12 protein-coding genes are annotated in these 23,668 nt (G+C 40.0%); 11 read left to right on the top strand and 1 reads right to left on the bottom strand.

What is annotated here, in order from left to right:
* Window positions 1-3: 3 nt before the first annotated feature.
* The 5 genes from BMX11_RS03280 (at window position 4) to BMX11_RS03260 (ending at window position 10,589) form a co-directional block, all read left to right on the top strand.
* Window positions 4-1,599, top strand: coding sequence for a glycoside hydrolase family 28 protein (locus BMX11_RS03280; protein WP_090881371.1), 1,596 nt, complete (start codon window positions 4-6; stop codon window positions 1,597-1,599).
* Between the two features lie 9 nt (window positions 1,600-1,608).
* Window positions 1,609-4,425 carry a glycoside hydrolase family 95 protein gene (locus BMX11_RS03275; protein ID WP_090881368.1) on the top strand — a complete coding sequence of 939 codons (2,817 nt, stop codon included), beginning with the start codon at window positions 1,609-1,611 and terminating at the stop codon, window positions 4,423-4,425.
* Entirely contained in the window at window positions 4,422-7,928 is a 3,507-nt protein-coding gene (locus tag BMX11_RS03270; RefSeq protein WP_245738566.1) for a malectin domain-containing carbohydrate-binding protein, read from the top strand. Before BMX11_RS03275 ends, BMX11_RS03270 begins: the two co-directional genes overlap by 4 nt.
* 98 nt (window positions 7,929-8,026) lie before the next feature.
* Window positions 8,027-9,595: a sodium:solute symporter family protein gene (locus BMX11_RS03265; protein ID WP_090881365.1), complete on the top strand. Its 1,569-nt coding sequence runs from the start codon at window positions 8,027-8,029 to the stop codon at window positions 9,593-9,595.
* Between the two features lie 61 nt (window positions 9,596-9,656).
* Entirely contained in the window at window positions 9,657-10,589 is a 933-nt protein-coding gene (locus BMX11_RS03260; protein WP_090881361.1) for a dihydrodipicolinate synthase family protein, read from the top strand.
* Between the two features lie 543 nt (window positions 10,590-11,132).
* On the opposite strand, the gene BMX11_RS03255 is transcribed toward BMX11_RS03260, so the two are convergent.
* Entirely contained in the window at window positions 11,133-12,002 is an 870-nt protein-coding gene (locus BMX11_RS03255; RefSeq protein ID WP_090881358.1) for an AraC family transcriptional regulator, read from the bottom strand.
* Between the two features lie 229 nt (window positions 12,003-12,231).
* On the opposite strand from BMX11_RS03255, the gene BMX11_RS03250 reads away from it, so the two are divergent.
* The 6 genes from BMX11_RS03250 (at window position 12,232) to BMX11_RS03225 (ending at window position 23,544) form a co-directional block, all read left to right on the top strand.
* Entirely contained in the window at window positions 12,232-13,863 is a 1,632-nt protein-coding gene (locus BMX11_RS03250) for a fucose isomerase (protein ID WP_090881355.1), read from the top strand.
* A gap of 22 nt (window positions 13,864-13,885) precedes the next feature.
* Window positions 13,886-14,554, top strand: coding sequence for a DUF3826 domain-containing protein (locus BMX11_RS03245; RefSeq protein ID WP_090881352.1), 669 nt, complete (start codon window positions 13,886-13,888; stop codon window positions 14,552-14,554).
* 32 nt (window positions 14,555-14,586) lie between these two features.
* Window positions 14,587-17,814 (top strand): SusC/RagA family TonB-linked outer membrane protein, encoded by a 3,228-nt coding sequence (locus BMX11_RS03240; RefSeq protein WP_090881349.1) that lies wholly within the window; start codon window positions 14,587-14,589, stop codon window positions 17,812-17,814.
* A gap of 34 nt (window positions 17,815-17,848) precedes the next feature.
* Window positions 17,849-19,864 carry a RagB/SusD family nutrient uptake outer membrane protein gene (locus BMX11_RS03235; protein WP_090881346.1) on the top strand — a complete coding sequence of 672 codons (2,016 nt, stop codon included), beginning with the start codon at window positions 17,849-17,851 and terminating at the stop codon, window positions 19,862-19,864.
* A gap of 391 nt (window positions 19,865-20,255) precedes the next feature.
* Window positions 20,256-21,911 (top strand): pectate lyase family protein, encoded by a 1,656-nt coding sequence (locus BMX11_RS03230; protein WP_090881343.1) that lies wholly within the window; start codon window positions 20,256-20,258, stop codon window positions 21,909-21,911.
* 1 nt (window position 21,912) lies between these two features.
* Window positions 21,913-23,544, top strand: a complete 1,632-nt coding sequence (locus BMX11_RS03225; RefSeq protein WP_090881339.1) for a pectate lyase family protein — start codon at window positions 21,913-21,915, stop codon at window positions 23,542-23,544.
* Window positions 23,545-23,668: the final 124 nt, after the last annotated feature.

Genomic DNA, 23,668 nt, shown 5'->3' with positions numbered 1-23,668 from the left:
GAAATGAAATTTTTACAACAACCAAAAAAACTATTTTTAGCCGCTTTATTATTGGTTATCTGCTGTTATTCATCTAATCTATATGCTCAGGCTTATTACAATGTGATTAAGTATGGCGCTAAAAACGACAGTAGCAAAATTGCCACGCTGGCCATCAAAAGGGCAATAATTGCTGCCTCAAGAGCAGGTGGCGGCACAGTGTATTTTCCTGCCGGAAAATATCTTACGGGACCCATTCATTTAAAGAGTAATATTACCATTTTGATTGATGCAGGTGCGGAACTTCATTTTAGTGATAATTTTGACAATTACCTACCTATGGTTCAAAGTCGGTATGAAGGGGTAGATGTAACCAGTTTCTCGCCACTTTTCTATGCTTATAAAGCAGAAAATATTACAATTACAGGCCGTGGATTAATTAATGGACATGGAAAAAAATGGTGGGATTTTGTAGAAGGATACAAGCAGGATCAGGCCCGTTCTAAATGGCAATACGAATTTGATAAGGTAAATAAAGATATTATCCTTCCTGATGATCCTAAGCAAATGAAGCGTGGATTTTTACGTCCGCCTTTTATTCAACCTATGTTTTGCAAAAATGTATTGATTGAGGGGATTACCATTATCAATTCTCCTTTCTGGACGATCAACCCTGAGTTTTGCGAAAATGTGAAAGTTCATGCGGTAACCATTAACAACCCGCATTCGCCTAATACCGATGGGATCAATCCCGAATCTTGTAAAAATGTACACATTTCTGATTGCCATATCAGTGTAGGCGACGATTGCATTACCATTAAATCGGGCAAGGATGAACCTGGAAGAAGAATGGCCGCACCGGCAGAGAACTATACCATTACCAATTGCACCATGCTTTCCGGGCATGGAGGCGTAGTAATTGGCAGTGAAATGTCTGGTGATGTTCGTAAAATAACCATTTCCAATTGCGTTTTTGATGGTACAGACAGGGGAATCAGGATAAAAACCGCCCGTGGCAGAGGAGGTGTGGTAGAAGAAATCAGGGTGAGCAACATCATCATGAAAAATATTCGGGAGCAAGCCATTGTACTGGATATGCAATATGCCAAAACCTTTTTAGAGCCTGTGTCTGAAAGAACACCAAGATTTAGAAATATTCACTTCAGCAACATTACCGGCCAGGTTAATCAAGCCGGATATTTAAACGGCCTGGAAGAGATGCCTATCGAAAACATTAGCTTTAATGACATTAACCTGGATGCTAAAACTGGATTTAACCTGCAAAACACCAATAAAGTAGAATTTCATAATGTTCAGGTGAATACAGAGATTGGACCTTCACTTACGGCAAGTTTAGTGGAGAATATGACTATAAACGGTTTTAAAAGTTATACGCCACATAATAATGTCCCGGTTATTGAGCTGAAAAATGTAAAGAATCTCTTCCTTTACAATGCATTTCCAGTTAAAGGAACAACCACTTACCTGAAGTTGAGTGGTGCAGGTACTGAAAATATAGCAATCGGAAATAACAATTTTAAAAATGTGAAGTATGCCATCGAGAAAACTAAAGATGTTTTTGAAAGAATCGATGTCATTTCAGGGGATAAAGGTCAATAAAAAATAATCATGCAAACTCCATTTCGTTTTAATTATCTACTTGCCATTTTTTTTCTTTTTATTTCAGCTCGGGTATCCGCTCAGCAAAATAATTACCAACTCTGGTACAATAAGCAAGCTCAAAAATGGACCGATGCGCTTCCATTGGGGAATGGACGGATTGGTGCCATGGTTTACGGAGGCGTTACAGACGATCATATCCAGTTTAATGAAGAAACACTTTGGACTGGCAAACCAAGAGATTACAATCGAAAAGGAGCTTTCCAGCATTTAGCTCAAATCAGGCAATTGCTTGCGGATGGAAAACAAAAGGAAGCCGAAGCACTTGCCCAAAAGGAATTTATGGGCTTGCAAAGTGATGCTGGCGATCGTGCAGCCTGGGTAAATGAGGTTAAATCGGGTAAGGGCATTCCCGGAAATCCGGCTTTGCCTGCTTTTGATGATACGAAATGGCCTGACATTAAAGTACCGGTTTACGATGGCTGGGAAACTGCGGGCTTAGCCAATGTAGATGGTGCGGTTTGGTTCAGAACACAAGTGGATATTCCAGCCAATTGGCAGGGGAAAGATTTAGTGTTAGATCTAAATCGCATTTATAATCAGGATCTTACCTATGTGAACGGCCATTTGGTAGGCAATACCGATAACAACGAACCCAGAAAATACACCATTCCCGCTAAGTTGATAACCAAAGGGAAGAATACAATTGCCATTCAGGTATTGAATTATAATGATAAAGGTGGTATTTTAGGTTATAAGGATGCAGGAAAGTTCATCAGTTTTTATCCTGAAGGACAAGATTCTGCCACAGGAATCTCCCTCAACAAAAACTGGAAGTATAAAATTCAGAATGAAACGCCTCCGGGTGTGGCACAATATCAGGGTAGTTATCAGCCTTTTGGCGATCTAAATCTGCATTTTAATCAGGATCAAAACCACGTTCGCCATTATAAACGATCTTTAGATATTTCTACCGCCATCTCTAAAACAACCTATACTTATGATGGGGTAGAATATCAACGAACATACTTTGTGAGTCAGCCAGATGATGCCTTGGTTATCCAGCTCAGTGCTGATCAGGCAAAATCAATCAGTTTTAGTGCCGATTTATCCAGTGTTCACCGCCAATCGGCTGTCAAAACCTTAGGTCAGAATACTATAGTTCTAAATGTACAGGTAAAAGATGGCGCACTTAAAGGCGAAAGCCGACTCACAGCTGTTGTAAAAAATGGATCAGTTAAGGTGCTGAATAATAAGGTTATCGTTACAAAGGCCGATGAGGTGGTACTCTATCTCACCGCCGGAACCAATTTTGTTGATGCCCAGAATGTATCAGGAAATCCGGTAACGAGGAACGAAAGGGCTTTATTAAATCTTAAAAACAAATCCTTCGACAGCATTAAAGATGCCCACATTAAAGAGTATCAATCCTATTTCAACCGTTTTCAGGTTAGCTTTGGCCATTCGGCAAATGAAAGTTTACCAACCGATGAACGGCTGGAAAAGTTTGCAAGTAGTAAAGATGCGGCTTTTGCAGCCCTTTACATGCAGTATGGCAGGTATTTGCTTATTTCAAGTTCTCGCCCAGGCACGCAACCTGCAAACCTTCAGGGGATCTGGAATGATTTGTTAAGTCCGCCATGGGGCAGTAAATATACCACAAACATTAATCTGGAGATGAATTACTGGCCAACAGAAATTCTCAATCTCCAGTCGCTAAACGAGCCGCTATTTACCAAAATCAAAGGATTATCAGTTACCGGAAAGGAAACGGCCAAAGAATATTACAATGCAAAGGGCTGGGTGCTTCATCATAATACAGATTTGTGGAACGGTACCGCACCAATTAACGCCTCCAACCATGGGATATGGGTAACCGGAGGAGGTTGGTTAAGTCAGCATCTTTGGGAGCATTACCTGTTTAGCCAGAATAAACAATTTTTAAGTCAGGAAGCCTACCCATTAATGAAGGAGGCTGCTCTGTTTTTTGAAGATTTCCTGGTTCGGGATACCAAAACAGGCTGGCTAATTAGCACGCCGTCAAATTCACCTGAAAATGGAGGCTTAGTGGCCGGACCAACCATGGACCATCAGATTATACGTACACTTTTCAGAAATTGTATTGCTGCTGCTAAGGTGTTAAATATTCAGGATGATTTTACCAAATCTTTAGCATCGCATGTAGAAGAGATTGCACCCAACCAGATTGGTAAGTATGGTCAGCTGCAAGAATGGCTTGAAGATAAGGATGATACGACCAATAAACACCGCCATGTTTCTCATTTGTGGGGTGTATTTCCTGGTGACGATATTACCTGGGATAAAAACAAGGAGGTAATGAAGGCAGCGAAGCAATCTTTATTATATCGTGGTGATGATGCAACAGGCTGGAGTTTGGCCTGGAAGATTAATTTCTGGGCAAGGTTTAAAGATGGAGATCACGCCATGAAATTGATTAAAATGCTTATAAAACCGGCCAATAACGGTGCGGGTTCTTATGTGAATCTTTTTGATGCACACCCGCCCTTCCAAATTGACGGCAATTTTGGTGGAGCTGCAGGTATTGCAGAAATGATTGTCCAAAGTCATCAGGGGTACCTGGATTTGTTGCCTGCATTGCCAGGTGCTATACCTACAGGTAGTATTAAAGGGATGTTGGCTAGAGGTGGCTATGAACTGGATCTGGATTGGAATGAGGGCAAATTAACCGCACTGGTAATTAAATCCAAAACAGATGGCAACTGCGAAATTCATTATGCAGGCAAAACTAAAACGATAATAACCAAGGTTGGTGAAACCTATAAACTTAACGGCGATTTAGAATGATCAAAATGAAGTGCTGGAGATGTGTTGCTTTGCTGTTCCTTTTTATTTCTGGCCAACTGTCGGCACAAACCTTATCCAGAAAAGAGATTTTCTTGAATGAGGGATGGATCAGCATTGCGGATGAAAAAAATATTCACGCCTATGATGGTTTTGAAACAGCCAATTTCAGTAAAAAAGGCTGGATAACGGTAAATGTTCCGCATAACTGGGATCAGTATGAAGGCTATCAACGCAAATTACATGGCAATAAACATGGATATGCCTGGTACCGTAAAACCTTTAAGATTAATAGCCCAAAACAAGGCAAGCAATTCTTTTTATATTTTGAAGGAGTAGGTTCTTACGCCACAATTTGGCTGAACGGAAAAAAGGTGGGTTATCATGCCGGAGGCAGAACCACTTTTACCATAAATGTAAGCCAGGTTATTAAATTGAACAATCAGGAAAATGTGCTGGCTGTTCGTGCAGATCATCCTGCCAATATCCAGGACTTGCCCTGGGTTGATGGAGGTTGCTCTACAGAAAGAGGTTTTTCTGAAGGTTCGCAGCCTATGGGTATATTTAGGCCGGTACATTTAATTGTAACTAACGATGCGCGGGTTCAGCCTTTTGGCATTCATATCTGGAACGACAACAAGATTTCCGAAAAATCGGCCATATTAAACCTGGAAACTACCCTTAAAAATTATGGTACTCAGCCTAAGTTGCTAACCCTAATCAATAGTTTGCTGGATAAAAATGGAAAAACTGTAAAGGAATTGAAGCAGACGGTTAAGTTGTTAGCCAATAAGGAAACGGTAGTTAAACAGAAAACCGATCCTATCGATAATCCGAAACTCTGGTCACTAGAAAATCCTTATCTCTATCAGCTTAAAACCGTTGTTTTAGAGAATGGAAAGATAATCGACGAACAGCATACCCCTTACGGAATACGCTGGATCAGCTGGCCAATAGGTGAAAACGCCAATCAAAAACACTTTCTGCTTAACGGAAAACCCGTATTTATAAACGGTATTGCGGAGTACGAGCATATGATTGGGCAAAGCCATGCTTTTAGCCATGAGCAGATCAGTACCCGCGTGCGGTTAATTAAAGCAGCAGGATTCAATGCTTTTAGAGATGCGCATCAGCCTCATCATCTTTTATATTCTGATTATTGGGATAAAGAGGGAATTCTTTGCTGGACACAAATGGCGGCACATATCTGGTATGATACACCAGCATTTAGAAAGAATTTTAAGGATTTACTAACAGATTGGGTTAAAGAACGAAGAAATAGTCCGGCAGTAGTGTTGTGGGGCTTAGAGAATGAAAGTACTTTACCAGAAGATTTTGCAAAAGAATGTACCGAACTGATTAGGAAATTAGATCCCACAGCCTCTTCTCAAAGAAAGGTAACTACTTGTAATGGGGGTAAAGGTACCGATTGGGATGTGCCTCAAAACTGGACAGGCACGTATGGTGGAAATCCTTTAACCTATGCTGAAGATTTAAAAAGGCAAGTTTTAGTTGGGGAATATGGTGCCTGGCGCACGATAGACTTGCATGAGGTAGACTCAGCAAGTAAAACAGATTATTCTGAAAACTACATGACCTCCCTCATGGAGACCAAAGTTCGCTTAGCTGAATCGGTTAAAGATGAGGTTGCGGGGCATTTCTTTTGGCTTTACAGTTCGCATGATAACCCGGGCAGGGTTCAGGGTGGAGAAGGTTTACGTGATTTAGATCGGGTAGGCCCTGTAAATTATAAAGGCATGTTTACCCCTTGGGAAGAGCCTACAGATGCTTATTATATGTTTAGGGCGAATTATGCAGCTAAACATACCGACCCGATGGTATACATTGTTTCGCATACCTGGCCAAACAGATGGAGTAAGCCGGGTATCAAAGATAGTATTGTACTCTACTCAAATTGTGATGAAGTAGAGCTTTTTAATGATCTGAATGGCAGTTCATTAGGAAGGAAAAAACGCAATGGCATTGGGAGTCATTTCCAATGGGACAAGGTAAATATTCGCTACAATGTCCTTTATGCAGTAGGTTATGTAAATGGTAAAGCCGTAGCTAAAGACGTGGTGGTGCTCAACAGTTTGCCACGTTCGCCACGCTTTGATCAGCTTTACACAAAGGATAATTCTATTTTAAAGGCACAAGAGCATTATAATTACCTCTATCGAATAAACTGTGGCGGCCCAGCATATACCGATGAATATGGACAGATTTGGCAGGCAGACCAACCACTAAAATCGAATATTAAGCATTACGGCTCTACCTCATGGACTAACGCTTTTAATGGTGTGCCGGCATTTTTTGCCAGCCAGAGACGGGTTTTTAGTCCAATAAACGATACTAAAGACTGGAAGCTCTTTCAATCATTCAGATATGGTCGCGATCAGCTAAAGTTTAGTTTTCCAATAGCAAAGGCAGGAGAGTATTTGGTAGAGTTATACTTTGTAGAGCCTTGGCTCGGCGTTGGCGGAGGATTAAATGCAGAGAAAATGCGGTTATTTGATGTGGCTGTGAACGGAGCTGTTGTACTAAAAGATCTGGATATCTGGAAATCGGCAAGAACAAACACCGCCTTTAAGAAAACGGTTAAGGTTAAGGTTAATGCCGGAGATCTGGAAATTTCCTTTCCAAATATTAAATCGGGTCAGGCTGTAATTTCAGCTATTGCTATTGCAAGTTTAGATGCCAGCCTTCGGGTGGGCGATCAGCGCAATTCAATTGTAGAATTGCCGCTAAATACCACGCTTAAGGCGAGTTCATGGTTAGATCTAGGAGATCAGCAGTTTCAGTATAGTGATGCAGAGTTTACCTCAGTTCCATCCAATTTATTTGGTGCAGAATGGTTTCAACCTTTTAAGAATGATAAAGATGGCATCTCATTTAAGGTTAAAGAAGAAGCCGATGTTTTTGTAGGTATAACGGCTGGAGCCGAAAAATTACCAGGGTTTGAGGATACTAAAACAAGAATCATTAATAGCGAGGCAACGCAATTTTCAATTTATAGAAAGAGGTTAAAAGCTAACGAAGCCCTTAGTTTGAAATTTACCCCGGGGATAGTCGCCGTAGTACCACCAAGTGATCTGGCACCTGCATATGACTTAAAAACCATCACCAGTTACAAGGCAACAGATGCGAAGCTCATTGGGCAAAACATAAGTAAAAAGGTTTTAATGGGTAAGGAAAGAGTTGTTTTTAATCAGTCGGCCGGTGATGCCATTCAGTTTGAAATGTCGGTAGGGGTGGCAGACACCTATTCGCTGACCTTGAAATATCACAATCCAACACAGGAGATGCAAAAGGTTAAGATGGAATTTTATGCTATAGACGGAACCTTAATGAAGACCGAAGAACTGGAACTGGCACCTACCAAAGAAGGTAAATGGAACTATCTGAATACCAATACCGGAAGCATGATTAATGCCGGGAAATATTGGGTAAAGTTTATGACAATAAATGCGAATAACCTGGCCATAGATGCATTGGATGTTCAATAAGATAAGATGGTATAATATGTGGCCAAAATCTTATATGAATAAAGCTTGATAGACATGCATATTTGTTTTAACCAAATTAATAAACGAGCCAACAACTAATGAAAGGTTTACCTATAATAGATCTTGCAGTAATTTTCATTTACCTTGTTGGAATGATATTGGTTGGTGTTTATTTCTCTAGAAATAACAAAAATTCCGAGCAATTTACAAAAGCTTCGGGCCTGATCCCCGGATGGGCGATAGGTTTATCAATTTATGCGACATTTTTAAGCAGTAATACCTTTTTGGGCGTTCCCGGAAAAGCTTTTGGTTCCAATTGGAATGCATTTGTATTTAGTATTTCAATGCCTTTAGCAGCCTGGATAGCTTCGAAATATTTTGTTCCCTTTTACAGAAGTTCAGGAGAAATATCTGCTTATACCCATTTGGAACACCGCTTTGGTGCCTGGGCAAGGGTGTATGCAGTAGTTTGTTTCTTATTGACGCAACTGGCGAGGATGGGGTCGATATTCTTTGGTATCGCCTTGAGCCTCCAGGCTTTAACCGGATACTCGATGCAGATGATCATGATTGTAATGGGAATTTGCATCATTTTTTACACGGTTTTAGGTGGCATTGAAGCGGTAATCTGGACAGAAGTAGTACAAGCCATTGTAAAAACATTTGGGGCTTTACTGATTCTCTACCTTATTATTTCGAATATGCCGGGGGGCGCTTCGAAGGTAGTAGAGATCGGACGTGCGGCAAACAAGTTTAGTTTGGGTAGTTTTAAGCCTGAGTTTATCAGTTCCTCGTTTTGGGTGGTGCTGTTGTATGGTTTTTTTATTAACTTGAATAATTTTGGAATGGACCAGAATTATGTACAACGTTATCATACCGCATCCTCAAGTAAAGCTGCTTCAAAGTCGATTTGGCTGTGTGTTTGGCTGTATATTCCTGCCTCATTACTGTTCTTTATTATAGGTTCTTGTCTTTTTGCTTACTACGAGGTTAACCCAGATCTGGTGCAATCCATCAAACACCAGGTGGCCATAGAACGCTTGCCGGTGAATGCCTCAGCCGCAGAAATTCTAAATCTGGAAAGAAGTTTGCAACCTGCTGATTATGGCGATAAAATTATGCCTCACTTTATGGTAACCAAAATCCCGGTAGGATTAGTAGGCCTAATTGTTTCCGCTATACTTTCTGCAGCCATGAGCACCATCAGTTCGGGAATGAATGCATCAGCAACGGTATTTTCGGTAGATATTTATAAAAGATACATTAAGCCAGACATTACGGAAAAACAAAATCTTTCCCTGCTTCATATTGCTACGGTAGCTTTTGGGGTTTTTGGAATGATTGCAGGAATTGCAATGATAGGGGTAAAGAGTATTCTGGATGTGTGGTGGGAACTCTCAGGAATATTTGCCGCAGGCATGCTGGGATTGTTTTTGCTTGGCATCATCAGTAAGCGAACCAAAAATCACGAAGCCATTACGGCAACCATTATAGGTATCGCCGTAATTATCTGGATGACATTCTCTAATCTTCTTCCGCCAGAGTATGAAGCCTTTAGAAACCCGCTACATAAAAATATGATAATTGTTGTGGGCACATTAACCATTTTCCTTGTTGGTTTATTGCTCAGTAAAATAAAAAAGAAATCACTAAAAACATCAGAATAAGATCTGTGTAAGATCCTTTCTATCAATTAAAAACGAATAAATTTTACCATAATATCAATCAATGGAAAGCTCACAAAAAGGGTTCATCCCGGTCATGCTCACGCCTTTTTTAAGCAATGGAAATATAGATTATCCGGCGCTTACCCAATTAACGGAGATTTATCTGCAGGCTGGATCTACAGGTTTATTCGCCAATTGCCTTTCGAGCGAAATGTTCGAGTTATCTGATCAGGAACGCATCGAAGCCATCAAACATGTGATCAAGGTAGTGGATGGGGCAGTTCCTGTAGTCGCTACTGGTACTTTTGGTGGCGCTATAAGCCAACAGGCAGATTTTGTTAAAAAAGTTTACGATACCGGAACAGAAGCTGTAATTGCCATTACCAGTTTGCTAGCCGATGAGCAGGAATCTGACGAGGTATTTAACGCGCGTGTGTTTGACTTATTAAAGCAAACAGACCAAATTCCATTGGGTTTTTACGAATGCCCCGTGCCTTATAAAAGGGTACTTTCTGCAAACCAGTTAAAGGATTTTGTGGCTACAGAAAGGGTGATTTATCATAAAGATACCTGTCTGGATATTAATCAGATTAAAGAAAAGTTAGCACTCACCTCAGGACATGCATTTGGTTTGTATGACGCTTACATTGTACATGCTGTAGAGTCGTTAAAGGCAGGCTCTTCGGGTTTATCCTGTATTCAGGGTAATTACTTTCCGGAATTAATTGTTTGGTTATGTGATCATTTTAACGATGAAAGCATGCAGGAGGAAGTGCAGATTGTACAGCAGTTTTTGATTGATAATATGGACGTGATGCACAATGTTTACCCGATTGTATCTAAATACTTTCTTCAAAAAAGAGGTTTAAACATCTCTACCTTCACCAGAAGAAAAGTGGGCGATTTCTCCCCTAAAGTAGTAAAAGAAGTAGAGAATCTATATAACGATTATACCTCATTGCGCAGCAACCTCAATATAAACGTATTTATCTAGTAAAGTAAATGCTTGGTTTGAACGCCGGTAAGCTCCTGGTCCGTGCGTCACGGACCAGGGGGTTCGGATTCATGCTAGAGCAGAGTTTAGATCACAAGCGGGACACTTGCGCCAGAAGGGGTCCCCACCAACCAGCTCATTGAGTTAATGGATGTACCAAGATTTTAGCATCTTGATAACTAACCACTTAAAGTTTATTCCTTATTTCTACTGGTTGGCGTCCCCATCAATACAGTTAACTTAAGTCGAAAAATAAAATTGATTGTCATCCTTGAGCCTGTCGAAGGGTAATCCATTTTAGTTTTCGACTTAATAAGAAGTACATCAGCAAGGTCTTCGATTGTTGCGCGATTCGGGGTCTGTTCTTATGCTGGTCCGTGCGTCACGGACCAAGGGGTTCGGATTCCCGCTAGAGCAGAGTTTAGGTCACAAGCGGGACGCTTGCGCCAGAAGGGGTAATCGGAAACTAGAATTTTAGCACCCTGACTTACCACTTAAAACTTATTACTTAAAACTTACCACTTACAACTCAATACCTACAACTTAGTTCAAATACTTCCTCTTATAATCCAGTGGGGTCATCCCGGTAACCTTCTTAAAATGCCTGTAGAAATTAGATACATTGTTGAAACCGCAATCAAAACAGATTACTTCAGTGGGCAGTTTGTTTTCGATCAAAAAGCGGCAAGCATGGCTCACCCTAATTTCAATTAAGAAATCGTAATAGGTCTTCTTGGTCATCAGTTTAAAATACCTGCAAAAAGAGGTTACACTTAGGTTGCTCAGAGAGGCCACCTCTTCTAGTGTAATATCCTTCTTGTAGTTGGTTAAGGTATAATTGCAGATTTTGTTGATTCTGAGGGTTTCCGATTCATTAGATTGATAAAAAGTATTCTTACTGGTCACAATCTGACTGTATTCGTCGGTTTCGGCCAGGGTTTTAAGAATCGACAATAAAATAATGATGCGATCCAGATTGGTAGCATCTACTGCCAAACGCATTAGCTCTACCAGTTTATCTTTGGCTTTTCCGTGAATAACCATTCCACTTTTGGCTTTTTCAAATAGTTTAGGAATTAAGTAGGCTTCAGGTAAGGTGAGCATGTATTTACCCAAACAATCAGGTAAAAAATGAATCACCATCGCTTCTGTATTTAAATCTGGGTTATTTTGAAAGTACTCATCCTTACATCGCCAGGTATGCGGCAAATTTTCGCCTATCAAAACCATTTCATCAGGAACAAAATTGCTGATGTTATCGCCAATAAAACGAACGCCTTCCCCTTTAATTACATAGTGCAATTCCAACTCCGGATGATAGTGCCAGATGTTACCAAAATCGGGCTTGATATCATGACGAATACTGAAAGAACTTTGTAGTGTAATGGGAACTTTGTGAAAATGTGGTTTCATAGGATTTTCAAAAATATTTGGTTAGTGTAGCAAAATACAATTTTGCAAATCATGCTAATTACTGTGCTAAAGTTAAGATGTTTTATGATAACATCCTATATATATATGATAAATTTTACTAGTAAATAGTGTTTTTCTTTATTGAATTTTGTATATAGCCCCTTAGGCTAACACCCAAATATAAACAGACAATTTATTTTTATATAAATATTTTGTTCAGTAATGAATTATGAGACAAGCAAAACAACAGCAAATTCTGTTAGTTTCTAGTGGAGATTTACGGCTTTCAGCAAATCAAAATTGCTGGGCTGCACAAGTCGAAATGGAGCAAAAATTAACCACCGCCTTAGAGAAATTAGGTTGGACAGTTAATCGTGCTCATCCATATAATTCTAATAAAAAACACGGCTTCATCGATTCGCAAAGAATGGGTATGGATATCTTCCGTTCTATTGATGCTGATCAGCCATTAATTGTGGCCGAAAGCGTTTGGCAATATTCGCATCACGTACTTGCAGGACTAACTACCCACCGCGGGCCTATTTTAACAGTTGCAAACTGGAGCGGGCAGTGGCCGGGTTTGGTAGGAATGTTAAATCTTAATGGCTGTTTAACCAAAGCTGGTATTAATTACAGCACTTTATGGAGCGAAGATTTTACCGACGATTTTTTTAACGAAGGTTTGCAGCAATGGTTGGCCACGGGCAAGATCAGTTACGATCAAACCCATGTTAAAAGCTTTGCATTAAGCAAAATACCTTTCGGAGACGATAAAAAAGGAAGAGCTTTCGCCAAATCCCTAAAGGAACGCAAAGTAATTATGGGCGTTTTTGATGAAGGATGTATGGGCATGTACAACGCAATCATCCCTGACGAACTGTTGCACCAAACAGGCTTTTTCAAAGAACGTTTGAGCCAATCGGCCTTATATGCCGCCATGCTGGAGGTTACCGAACAGGAAGCTGAAGAAGTGTTAAAGTGGTTGCTTAAAAAAGGAATGACCTTCAACTGGGGAGAAAATGAAGCAACAGAACTTACCAGAAAACAAACATTAGAACAGTGTAAAATGTACATCGCGGCCTTAAGAATTGCAGATGATTTTAGCTGTGATACTATAGGTATTCAATATCAGCAAGGTTTAAAGGACCTGACAGTTGCCAGCGATTTAGTAGAAGGCTTGCTTAACAATGAGGACAGGCCTCCGGTATTTTCCAAAGCAGGAAAGGAACTTTATCCTAAAGCGGCATTACCGCATTTTAACGAAGTAGACGAGTGTGCAGGTTTAGATGCCTTAGTAACGTACAAACTTTGGAAAGAGTTGGGCATGACGGGCGAAAATACCCTTCATGATATCCGTTGGGGAGAGCATTTTAAAGGAGGGGATGTAGATGATTTCGTTTGGTTATTCTTAATTTCTGGTGCTGCTCCTGCCGCCCATTTTATTAACGGATATGCCGGTGCAAGCAGCGACAGGCAACCCGCTATGTATTTCCGCTTAGGTGGAGGTTCATTAAAAGGCGTAAGTAAACCCGGCTTTATTGTTTGGAGTCGTGTTTATGTGATGGATAATGAACTACATTGCGATTTAGGCGTAGGCGAGGTGGTACTTTTACCTGAAGCAGAAACCAACCGACGCTGGAATGAAACCACACCAGAATGGCCAATTATGCATGCCGTTTTAAAAGGAGTGAGCCGTGACCAATTAATGGCGAGACACAAAGCTAACCATATTCAGGTGGTATACACCAATTACGAAGCCAGTGCCCATGAAGCCTGCAGGATAAAAGCTGCTGCCATGGACGAGCTGGGTTTAAAGGTACATTTCTGTGGTGAAGTAAACCTGATCAAAAAGAAAAACTAACATAAATTTAAATATTCAGACAATGAGATTTCCAGTTGTAATCGCTTTCTTCATGCTGATAGGTGTATCTAAAACCTATTCGCAAAACAATGCAACAGCAGATCGTGCAGCCTATGTAAAAGTAATTACAGAACGTGCAGATAAAATTGTGGCCGTTTTAGGAATTACCGATGCCGGTAAATCTGAGAAAGTACGCAACATCATCCGCGATCAGTATAGTGATTTAAATGATATTTATACCGAAAGAGACGAAAAGGTAAAATTGATTAAGGCACAATACAAGGATGATAAAGCTCAGAGAGACACTGCTTTGGCTGTAGAGGCTAGAAAAGTACAAAAATCGCTTGCAAAGCTTCACCCTAAATACATCAAAAGCCTTAATAAAAACTTAAGTGCCGATCAGGTGGAAAAAGTAAAGAACGCCATGACTTACAACGTTTTGCCAATTACTTACAAAGCTTATCAGGAGCAAATCCTGACTTTGAATGAAGCACAGAAAACACAAATCTTAGCCTGGCTAACAGAAGCTCGCGAACATGCAATTGACGCAGAATCTTCTGACAAAAAACACGCCTGGTTTGGAAAATATAAAGGAAGAATTAATAACTATCTATCAGCCGCAGGCTATGATTTAAAAAAGGAGGGTGAAGAATGGCAAAAGAGAATAAAAGCAAAAGCGCAAAACAACTAACGAGAATTTAAAAAGCTAACCAAATAAACAAGATGAACTTAATATTTTTACGTAAAATTTCATTGTCTCTGCTACTTACGATGCTGGCATGTACAATGTTGTTTGCTCAAGACCGAAAGGTTACAGGTAAGGTGGTTGATCAGTCAGACGGCCAAGGAATACCTGGAGTAAACGTAAGCTTGAAAGGTGTTCCCAGCAATGTGAGCACAAACTCCGATGGGGTTTTTACCATTCAGGTAAAATCAAACACCGATGTATTGGTGTTTTCTTACATCGGCTATACCAGACAGCAGATTACTGTAGGTACACAAACGAATATCACAGTGAGAATGAAATCTGAAAATAAAGATTTGGAAGATGTTGTGGTGGTGGGATACGGAACGCAAAAAAGAACACATTTAACTGGTTCAGTAGTGGATATTAAAGCTACAGAGGTTGAAGATTTACAGGCAAGTAATATTGGTGCGGCATTGGCTGGAAAAATATTAGGTGTTGGGGTTAGTGGTGGTATTTCAAGACCAGGCTCTACTGCAAAGTTGACAATTAGAAATCCAAATACCATTTTCTCTAAAGACGGGGGCTCTACCGACCCTTTATATGTAATTGATGATGTAATTCAGATTAACCCTGCAAACGGACAACCAGATGCTACGCTTTTCAACAACTTAGATCCTTCAGAAATTGAAAGTTTATCCTTTTTGAAAGATGCATCTGCCGCTATTTATGGTACAAGGGCTGGTAATGGAGTAGTTTTAGTGAAAACAAAACGTGGTAAGGTAGGACCTCCACGAATCAGTTATAGTGGCGCATATGCTGTCAACGATGAAGCTTATCGCACAAAAATGCTAAGCGCTTACCAATTTGGTATGTACTATAATATTATGAACGGGCCAAATGGCGCAAATGTTACTCCAGGTACAGTAGCTGCTGAAGATGCTTTTTTTAGCCAGGATGAATTAGATCATTTTCGCAATATCAACTACGATTGGCTAGAAGATGCGTGGCATTCTGCTTACAATATGAAGCATACTTTAAGTGTAAGCGGTGGTAGCGATAAGGCAACTTATTTCGGAGATATCGCTTACTTTAAACAAAATGGTAACTTATCAAGTTTAGATTTTAAGCGCTGGAACTTTAGAACTGGAGTGGATGTGAAGGTCGCGACTAACCTAAAAGTAGGTTTACAACTTTCGGGTAACAATGGTGAACTAGTTAAAACATTTAATAAAATCGGTAGTGAGTTGGATGACAACGACTATAGAAACTTGATTCTTGCTCCACGTTATGTGCCCACCTATATTAATGGCCTTCCTGTAAAATTACCGGGAACTACCAATGATTTCTCTACGTATCATTTTTATGAGATTGAAAAATTAGGAAACTTAGCTACAACTAAAAGCAATACTTTTACAATCAATTTAAATGCTCAGTATGATGTACCATTCATCAAGGGATTAACAGCAAGAGCAGCTTATTCCAGAAACAACGGAAGTTCGAATGGTTCTCAGATTGGTACCAGATACAGCATTTATAACTTTACACGCTTAGGAGCAAATAAGCATATCTATGATGGTGCCACAAATCCGGTAGCCATCACGGCCTCTAACGGAAACAGATTATACTATTCAAACACTAACCAAAGCTCAACTCAATCTAACTTTGTTTTAAATTACAACAGAACTTTCGGTAAGCACACCATTAGTGGTTTAGCAACGGTTGAACGTTCAGAACAAGCTTATAATGGTGAAGTGGTATTCAGAGCTGATCCAATTCAACAAACGAACGGGCAATTTAACTCTGCTACGGGTGCTATAGACGGAAGCACAACAAGGTCTGAAGGTGGTTCACTATCATATGTAGCAAGAGCAAATTACGCTTATGCGGATAAGTATCTGGCAGAATTTATGTTTAGAAGCGATGCCTCTACCAAATTTGCACCAGGAAACTACTGGGGTAAATTTTATTCAGGTTCATTGGGATGGGTGATTTCTCAGGAAGATTTTTTTAAAGTTGAAGGTATCGACTATTTAAAGCTAAGATATTCAATTGGACTATTAGGAAATGATCAAACCAAAGCTTGGTTATGGCGCCAAAGATATACTTTCCAGGATGGAAAAGGGGCTGTATTTAATGGTGATAGTGGTGCAACGGGAGGTTACAAAATGGAAGCTTCACCAAATCCAGATGCTACTTGGAGTGACGAACTTAAGAACAACATCGGTATTGATGCTAAATTTTTGAAAAATAGATTGTCTGTAAACGTAGATGGATATTTTAACCATGCTACCAATATTTTAACCGAGATTACTTCAAACATTCCCGTTACTGTTGGTGGTTCAGTGGCTTCCCAAAATTTCGGTATAGCCAATTATTTTGGTTATGAGATCGGTGTGGGCTGGAATGACAGAATTGGTAACGATTTTACTTATGGTGTTGATTTGCGTTTCGCATGGCAAGATAATAAGGTTATCAGAGCCGATTTTAATGCAAATGATGTTTTATATCCTTGGAATCCAAGAAATGGAGTATCATCTGACATTGGAAAATGGGGTTATGATTATTTAGGGATGTTTAAAAACCAGGCAGATATTGATGCATATGTAAGCCAGTATAAAATTACCTCTGTGAATCCGGGAAATGGTACTGCGATTTTAGCTAAAGACTTGAAACCCGGTATGCTTTATTACAGAGACGTAAGAGGGCCACTTCAACCTGATGGAACCTTTGCTGGGCCTGATGGAATCATTGACAATAATGATCAGGTACAGTTGGCAAAGAAAGCAACCAATCACTATGGTTTCGGAACAACCTTGAAAGCAGGATATAAAGGTGTGAGTGTAGAGGCTGTAATTTCTGGTTCATTTGGTGGCTGGGCGGAAATAGATGCACGTAAGAAAATGAACAACTCTATCTCCAGAACATTTGCCAGTGTGCCTGAAATCTGGGGCGACATCTATGATCCGGTTTTAAATCCAACTGGAACTATGCCAAATCCAAACTGGGAAAGCACAAGTTTAACGCCTGCTTCGAATTTTTGGAAGGTTTCAGGTTTCAGAATGAGAATGACTAGTTTTCAGGTAAACTATTCTCTTCCAAAAAGCTTGTTAGAGAAAGTAAAAGTAAGTAATGTACGGGTATACGCAACAGCCTTAAACCCGGTAAATTTCTACAACCCTTATAGCTATAGGGATAGCGATACGGCATATGATATATTTCCTAACCTCAGAACATTTTCTTTTGGTTTAAATGTGACGTTCTAATTGTGAGAAATAAGCAACATTAAAAATTAAAGACATGAAAAATAATAAAATATTATATATGTTTCTTGCACTGGTTGTTTTATCAACCAGCTGTAAAGATTCTTTTTTGGAAGAGAAAAAGGATTATACCGGATTTAACGAACAGGTTTTTCAAGAACCCGCATTAGCACAAGGTTATGTGGATTATGTTTATGGTTTGTTTCTCCCGGCCAATAATGGTACACCAAATGTACAGTCACAGTCGGCATCCGATAACGGCACCTATAATTCCCTTTGGACACAAACTACCGACGAACTTGCCGGTGAAACTGATTGGAACAGAGAGTGGCCACAAATTTCTTATGTAAATAATAATGCTTTAAAGTACTTTGCTCAGCGCCTTCCGAACAGTGTTGCGAACAATACCTGGACAAGAATGAAAGAAATCAATATTTTTATTCAGGAAATTGATAAACACGGCATTGCAGAAGATGTAAGAAATAAACTTAAAGGTCAAATGTATTTCTGGAGAGCATGGCAGTATTTTGAGATGGTTCGTTTATATGGCGGTGTTCCGCTAGTACTTGTACCTCAGGATCCTATTTTAGCATCTGGCCCGGCAAACGAGGTTCAAAGGAGCTCTACCTCAGAATGTATTGCTCAAATCACTAAAGATTTAGATATGGCCATTTCTTTATTACCTGGAAAATGGACTGGTGCAGATTTAGGCCGGATTACATCTGGAGCTGCTGCTGCATTAAAAGGTCGGGTATTATTAACCTGGGCAAGTCCGCTTTTCAACCGTAACGACGATAGAACACGTTGGGAACAAGCGTATCAGGCAAATTTAGCAGCTAAAACCTTGTTGGAAAACAATGGATTTGGTCTCTTTAAAGAAGGAGGAACTGCTAACGGTGTAGCTTGGGGAGCAATGTTTGTTAGAGACAATAGTTCGGAATCGGTTTTCAACTTTGGTTTCAATTCACTTACTACCGGTAATACACAAAAAAATAATGGTTGGGAGCAGGCCACTCGTTCAAGAGAAATTAATGGAGCAGGGTCCATTTCCCCAACCAAGCAAATTGTAGATGCTTTTCCAATGCGTGATGGCAAACCAATTACAGCATCATCTGCCGCTTTTCCTTATACAGAAGGAAAGTTCTATAAAAACAGAGATCCACGTTTTTACAAAACCTTCGTTTATAATGGTGCAACATGGTCATATAATGGAAATACGAATTTTAGACAATGGACATACGTATGGAAAAGGACAGGAGCAACTACCTACAATGCTACTACAGAAACTAAAGGCGCCAACGCCAGTGGTATTTATCTTTGTAAAGCCAATAATCCGGCAGCAAATAATAGTATTGGAAACTTTAGCAACAGCACTACAGATTACATGGAAATCAGGTTTGCAGAAGTAATATTAAATTTAGCAGAATCGGCTATCGGGGTGGATAAATTAAACGAAGGCTTTGATGGAATTAAGTCAATTAGAGAGCGTGCAGGAATTTTGCCGGGAACTGATCTTTCTTACGGATTAGGAACTGGTTTAAGTCGCGACCAACTTTTTGCTGCTGCTTTAAACGAAAGAAAAATTGAGTTTGCCTATGAAAATAAGCGTTTTTGGGATTTAAGACGCTGGATGCTGTTCGAAGCGGGTCCAACAACAGCTAGATTAGGTTTTACTCCTTTAAATGGAACAAGACGGACTGGATTTTATATTGGCGTTAAAACTCCTGCAGGTGCAGATTACGTGGGTAATAATGACCCCCTAATAAAACCATCTACAGGTAACGCTCCTTTAATAGATAGAGATGCTACAACGTATCCTGCTGGTGTAACAAATGCTGATCAATACTTAGATTATTTATATGACAATTATTTTAAAGTAAGTGTAAGAGATGATTTAGACAGAACGAACCCAGCAACATGGAAATTCACCTGGTATCCACAGTATTATTTCTTCGGTATCAATCAAAACGTATTAACTGCAAGTCCATATCTCCAACAAACTACAGGTTGGGATAGTATGAATGGTGCAGGCACATTCGATCCATTAAAATAACACGCGCTCAGGTGCCTTCTCAGCACCTTTTAAATTTAGTATATTTGGTTTGAAAGAGGGGATCCTAGTGGTCTCCTTTTTTTATTTAAAAAAATGTTATTTATATATGAATTTTTTATTACTCTTGTAACAGCGCTGTGATAATGAATTTAGATTGTTACCGTTATTTTTATCGAATGATAAAATAGTACAATAGCTAGCGAATATTATAGATTAATAAGCCGCTTTTAGATTGCAAATTTGAAAGATAATATACTTTCTAACCAAAATTTTAGAACCAAGAATTCAATGTAAATGAGCCAGAATCTTTTATCTTTATCTAAGATGATTTTATGCGAAGCATAAAAAAGATCAAAAACCATTTCTTTGTTTTCTAACCAACAAAACACAAATGAAAAAGAACTTTTTAAATCTGCTCTGCTCAGCAGCATTAATACTCTCCACTACTTATTCGTTTGCCCAATATCCAAAAATCCCTGAAGATGTAAAAAAAGCTTCTGATGAGATGATGAAGGAAGCTTATCACCAATCTGATATCGCCTGGGAAAAAGCCAAGGTTATTATTGCCCAAGAGTCTAAGCAAGGAAAACCTTATATTCCATGGGCTGGTCGGCCAACTGATTTACCACAAGCAGAAATTGCAGCTTTCCCTGGTGCTGAAGGCGGTGGCGCTTACAGCTTTGGTGGCCGTGGCGGTAGAGTAATCGTGGTTAAGAATTTAAATGATAGCGGTCCCGGATCCTTACGTGATGCTTGTGAGCAAGGTGGTGCCAGAATCGTGGTTTTTAATGTGTCAGGAATTATCCGTTTAAAAACACCTTTGATTATCCGTGCACCCTATATTACCATTGCCGGACAAACGGCTCCAGGTGATGGTGTTTGTGTTGCTGGCGAATCGGTTTGGTTAAATACCCATGATGTGGTTGTTCGCTTTATGCGTTTCCGTCGTGGTGAAACTTATGTGGGCAGAAGAGACGATGCAATCGGAGGTAATCCGGTAGGAAATATCATGATCGATCACGTTTCGGCAAGCTGGGGTTTAGATGAAAACATGTCGATGTATCGCCACATGTATAACGATAGCACCGGAAAAATTGAAGATAAACTACCTACGGTGAACATCACCATTCAGAACTCTATTTTTTCTGAAGCCTTAGATACCTGGAACCATGCTTTCGGAAGTACTTTAGGCGGAGAGAACTGTACCTTTATGAGAAACTTATGGGCTGATAATGGCGCAAGAAATCCATCAATCGGTTGGAATGGTATTTTCAATTTCGCAAATAATGTTGTATTCAACTGGAACAACAGATCTACTGATGGTGGCGATTACACTGCGTTATTCAACATCGTAAATAACTATTATAAACCCGGGCCGGTAACAAACTTAAAAGATCCAATCAGCTATAGGATATTAAAACCAGAATCGGGTAGAAGTAAACTCCCTTACGTGGTATTTGGTCGCGCTTACGTAGAAGGAAATATCATTGAAGGCAATGAAAAAGTAACGAAAAATAACTGGGACGGTGGCGTTCAATTGGAAGATAAGAAAGGAGAGTTGATGACTTTCGAAAAAGCATCACCTTACTTTGCAGCCATGCGGGTTAATAAACCTTTCCCAATGCCTAAGATTACTATTTTACCAGCACTTGCAGCAAAAGATTATGTTTTAACAAATGTTGGGGCAATGCTACCTAAAAGAGATCCGGTTGATACCCGTGTATTAAAACAAGTTAAAACAGGTAAAATCGATTATATTGAAGGTGTAAAATTACCGGAGAAGGACTTTGAACACCGTCGTTTAGCAAAAGATTCCTATAAGCAAGGAATTATTACAGACATCAGCCAGGTTGGTGGTTACCCGGAATATAAGGGAACACCTTATAAAGATTCTGATGATGATGGAATGCCTGACGCATATGAATTGAAGAATGGCCTAAATCCGAAAGATGCCAGTGATGCTGCTAAAATCACCAAAAGTGGTTATTCAAACATCGAAGTTTACTTAAACAGTGTGGTTCCGGTATCTATTGTAAAGCCTAATTAAGATGATCAGGTTCAAATCATTTTTAACTTTTGCAACTCTTGTTGGCCTGGCCAACTCAGCATGGGCGCAATATCCGGTCATACCAGAAGCCATGGAAAAGAAAGCTGATTCTATTATGGACAACATCACCCGTCTATCAGAACAGCAGTTTTTAAAGGTAAAATCCATCGTGGATGAAGAGGCGAAGCATGGTAAACCTTATATTCCATGGGCTGCAAAGCCAAGCGATTTACCTCAATCCAAACTGGCGGCCTTTCCAGGCGCTGAAGGGGGAGGTGCGTATTCTTTTGGTGGCAGAGGAGGAAAAGTGTATGTGGTTAGCAGTTTAGCCGATTCTGGGAAGGGAACCTTACGTGAGGCTTGCGAGCAGGGAGGAGCGAGAATTATCGTTTTCAATGTTTCTGGAATTATTCGTTTGAAATCTCCGCTAATCATCCGTGCACCTTATATCACTATTGCCGGACAAAGTGCACCTGGAGATGGGGTTTGTGTGGCCGGAGAATCGGTATGGATCAATACCCATGATGTGGTAATCAGGTATATGCGTTTCCGCCGAGGGGAAACCGATGTAACCCGTCGTGACGATGCCATTGGTGGTAATCCAGTAGGAAATATCATTATTGATCACGTTTCTGCGAGTTGGGGATTAGATGAAAATATGTCGATTTATCGCCATGTGTACGATCCCAAAGATGGTTCTAAGCCAGAAAAACTGCCAACGGTTAACGTAACGATACAGAACTCTATTTTTTCTGAAGCGCTGGATACTTACAACCACGCTTTCGGAAGTACGATTGGAGGTTTAAACAGTACGTTTATGCGTAATCTTTGGGCATCCAATATCAGTAGAAACCCTTCTGTAGGGATGTATGGTGATTTTGGTTTTGCCAATAACGTCATTTTCAACTGGTGGAACCGCAGTGCAGATGGTGGAGATAACAATTCATTTTACAGCTTCATTAATAACTATTACAAGCCGGGACCCATCACACCCGTAGGAGAGCCGATTTCTTACCGGATTTTGAAGCCGGAATCAGGCAGAGATAAAAGATTTACCAATGAATTTGGTAAGGCTTATATTACCGGAAACATTACGGAAGGTAACGATAAGGTAACTCAGAACAACTGGGATGGAGGCGTTCAACCCGAAAGCAAAAGAGATAAGCAAAAACTTTTGGATTCGATGCGTGTGGATAAACCTTTGCCAATGGCTAAAATTTCCATCATAGATACCAAAAAAGCTTACGAATATGTTTTAGCAAATGCCGGAGCAAGTCTTCCCGTTCGCGATGCGGTAGATACCAGGATTGTAAAGCAAGTACGGACGGGTAAAATTGAGCACGTTGCAGATGGTGTATTACCAGCTAAGCAAAGTTATGTGAAGCGTCGGTTGCCAGGAGATTCATATAAAAAAGGGATCATTTCAGATATTGCACAGGTTGGTGGCTATCCAGAATATAAAGGAACACCTTATGTAGATACTGATCAGGATGGCATTCCTGATGCATGGGAAAGTAAGAATGGTTTGAACCCTAAAGATGCCAGTGATTCGGCCAAAATTTCAAAGAATGGCTATGCAAACATTGAAGTTTATTTGAATAGCCTGGTAGATTTGGGAAAGGTAAGGCCCTAAGGGAATTACTTCCCATGCTGTCATGCTGAGGAACGAAGCATCTGTTTGGATAAGGTGATCAAGTTAACATCGCAATGCGCTATTAATGTTGGTATTTCATCGCCTGGAGATTCTTCAAGTGTTC

Origin of the sequence: Pedobacter rhizosphaerae (assembly GCF_900111155.1) — a bacterium.
Taxonomy (GTDB): Bacteria; Bacteroidota; Bacteroidia; order Sphingobacteriales; family Sphingobacteriaceae; genus Pedobacter; species Pedobacter rhizosphaerae.
The sequence above is the reverse complement of the archived record's forward strand: the minus strand, read 5'-3'. Positions and strand labels throughout refer to the sequence as shown.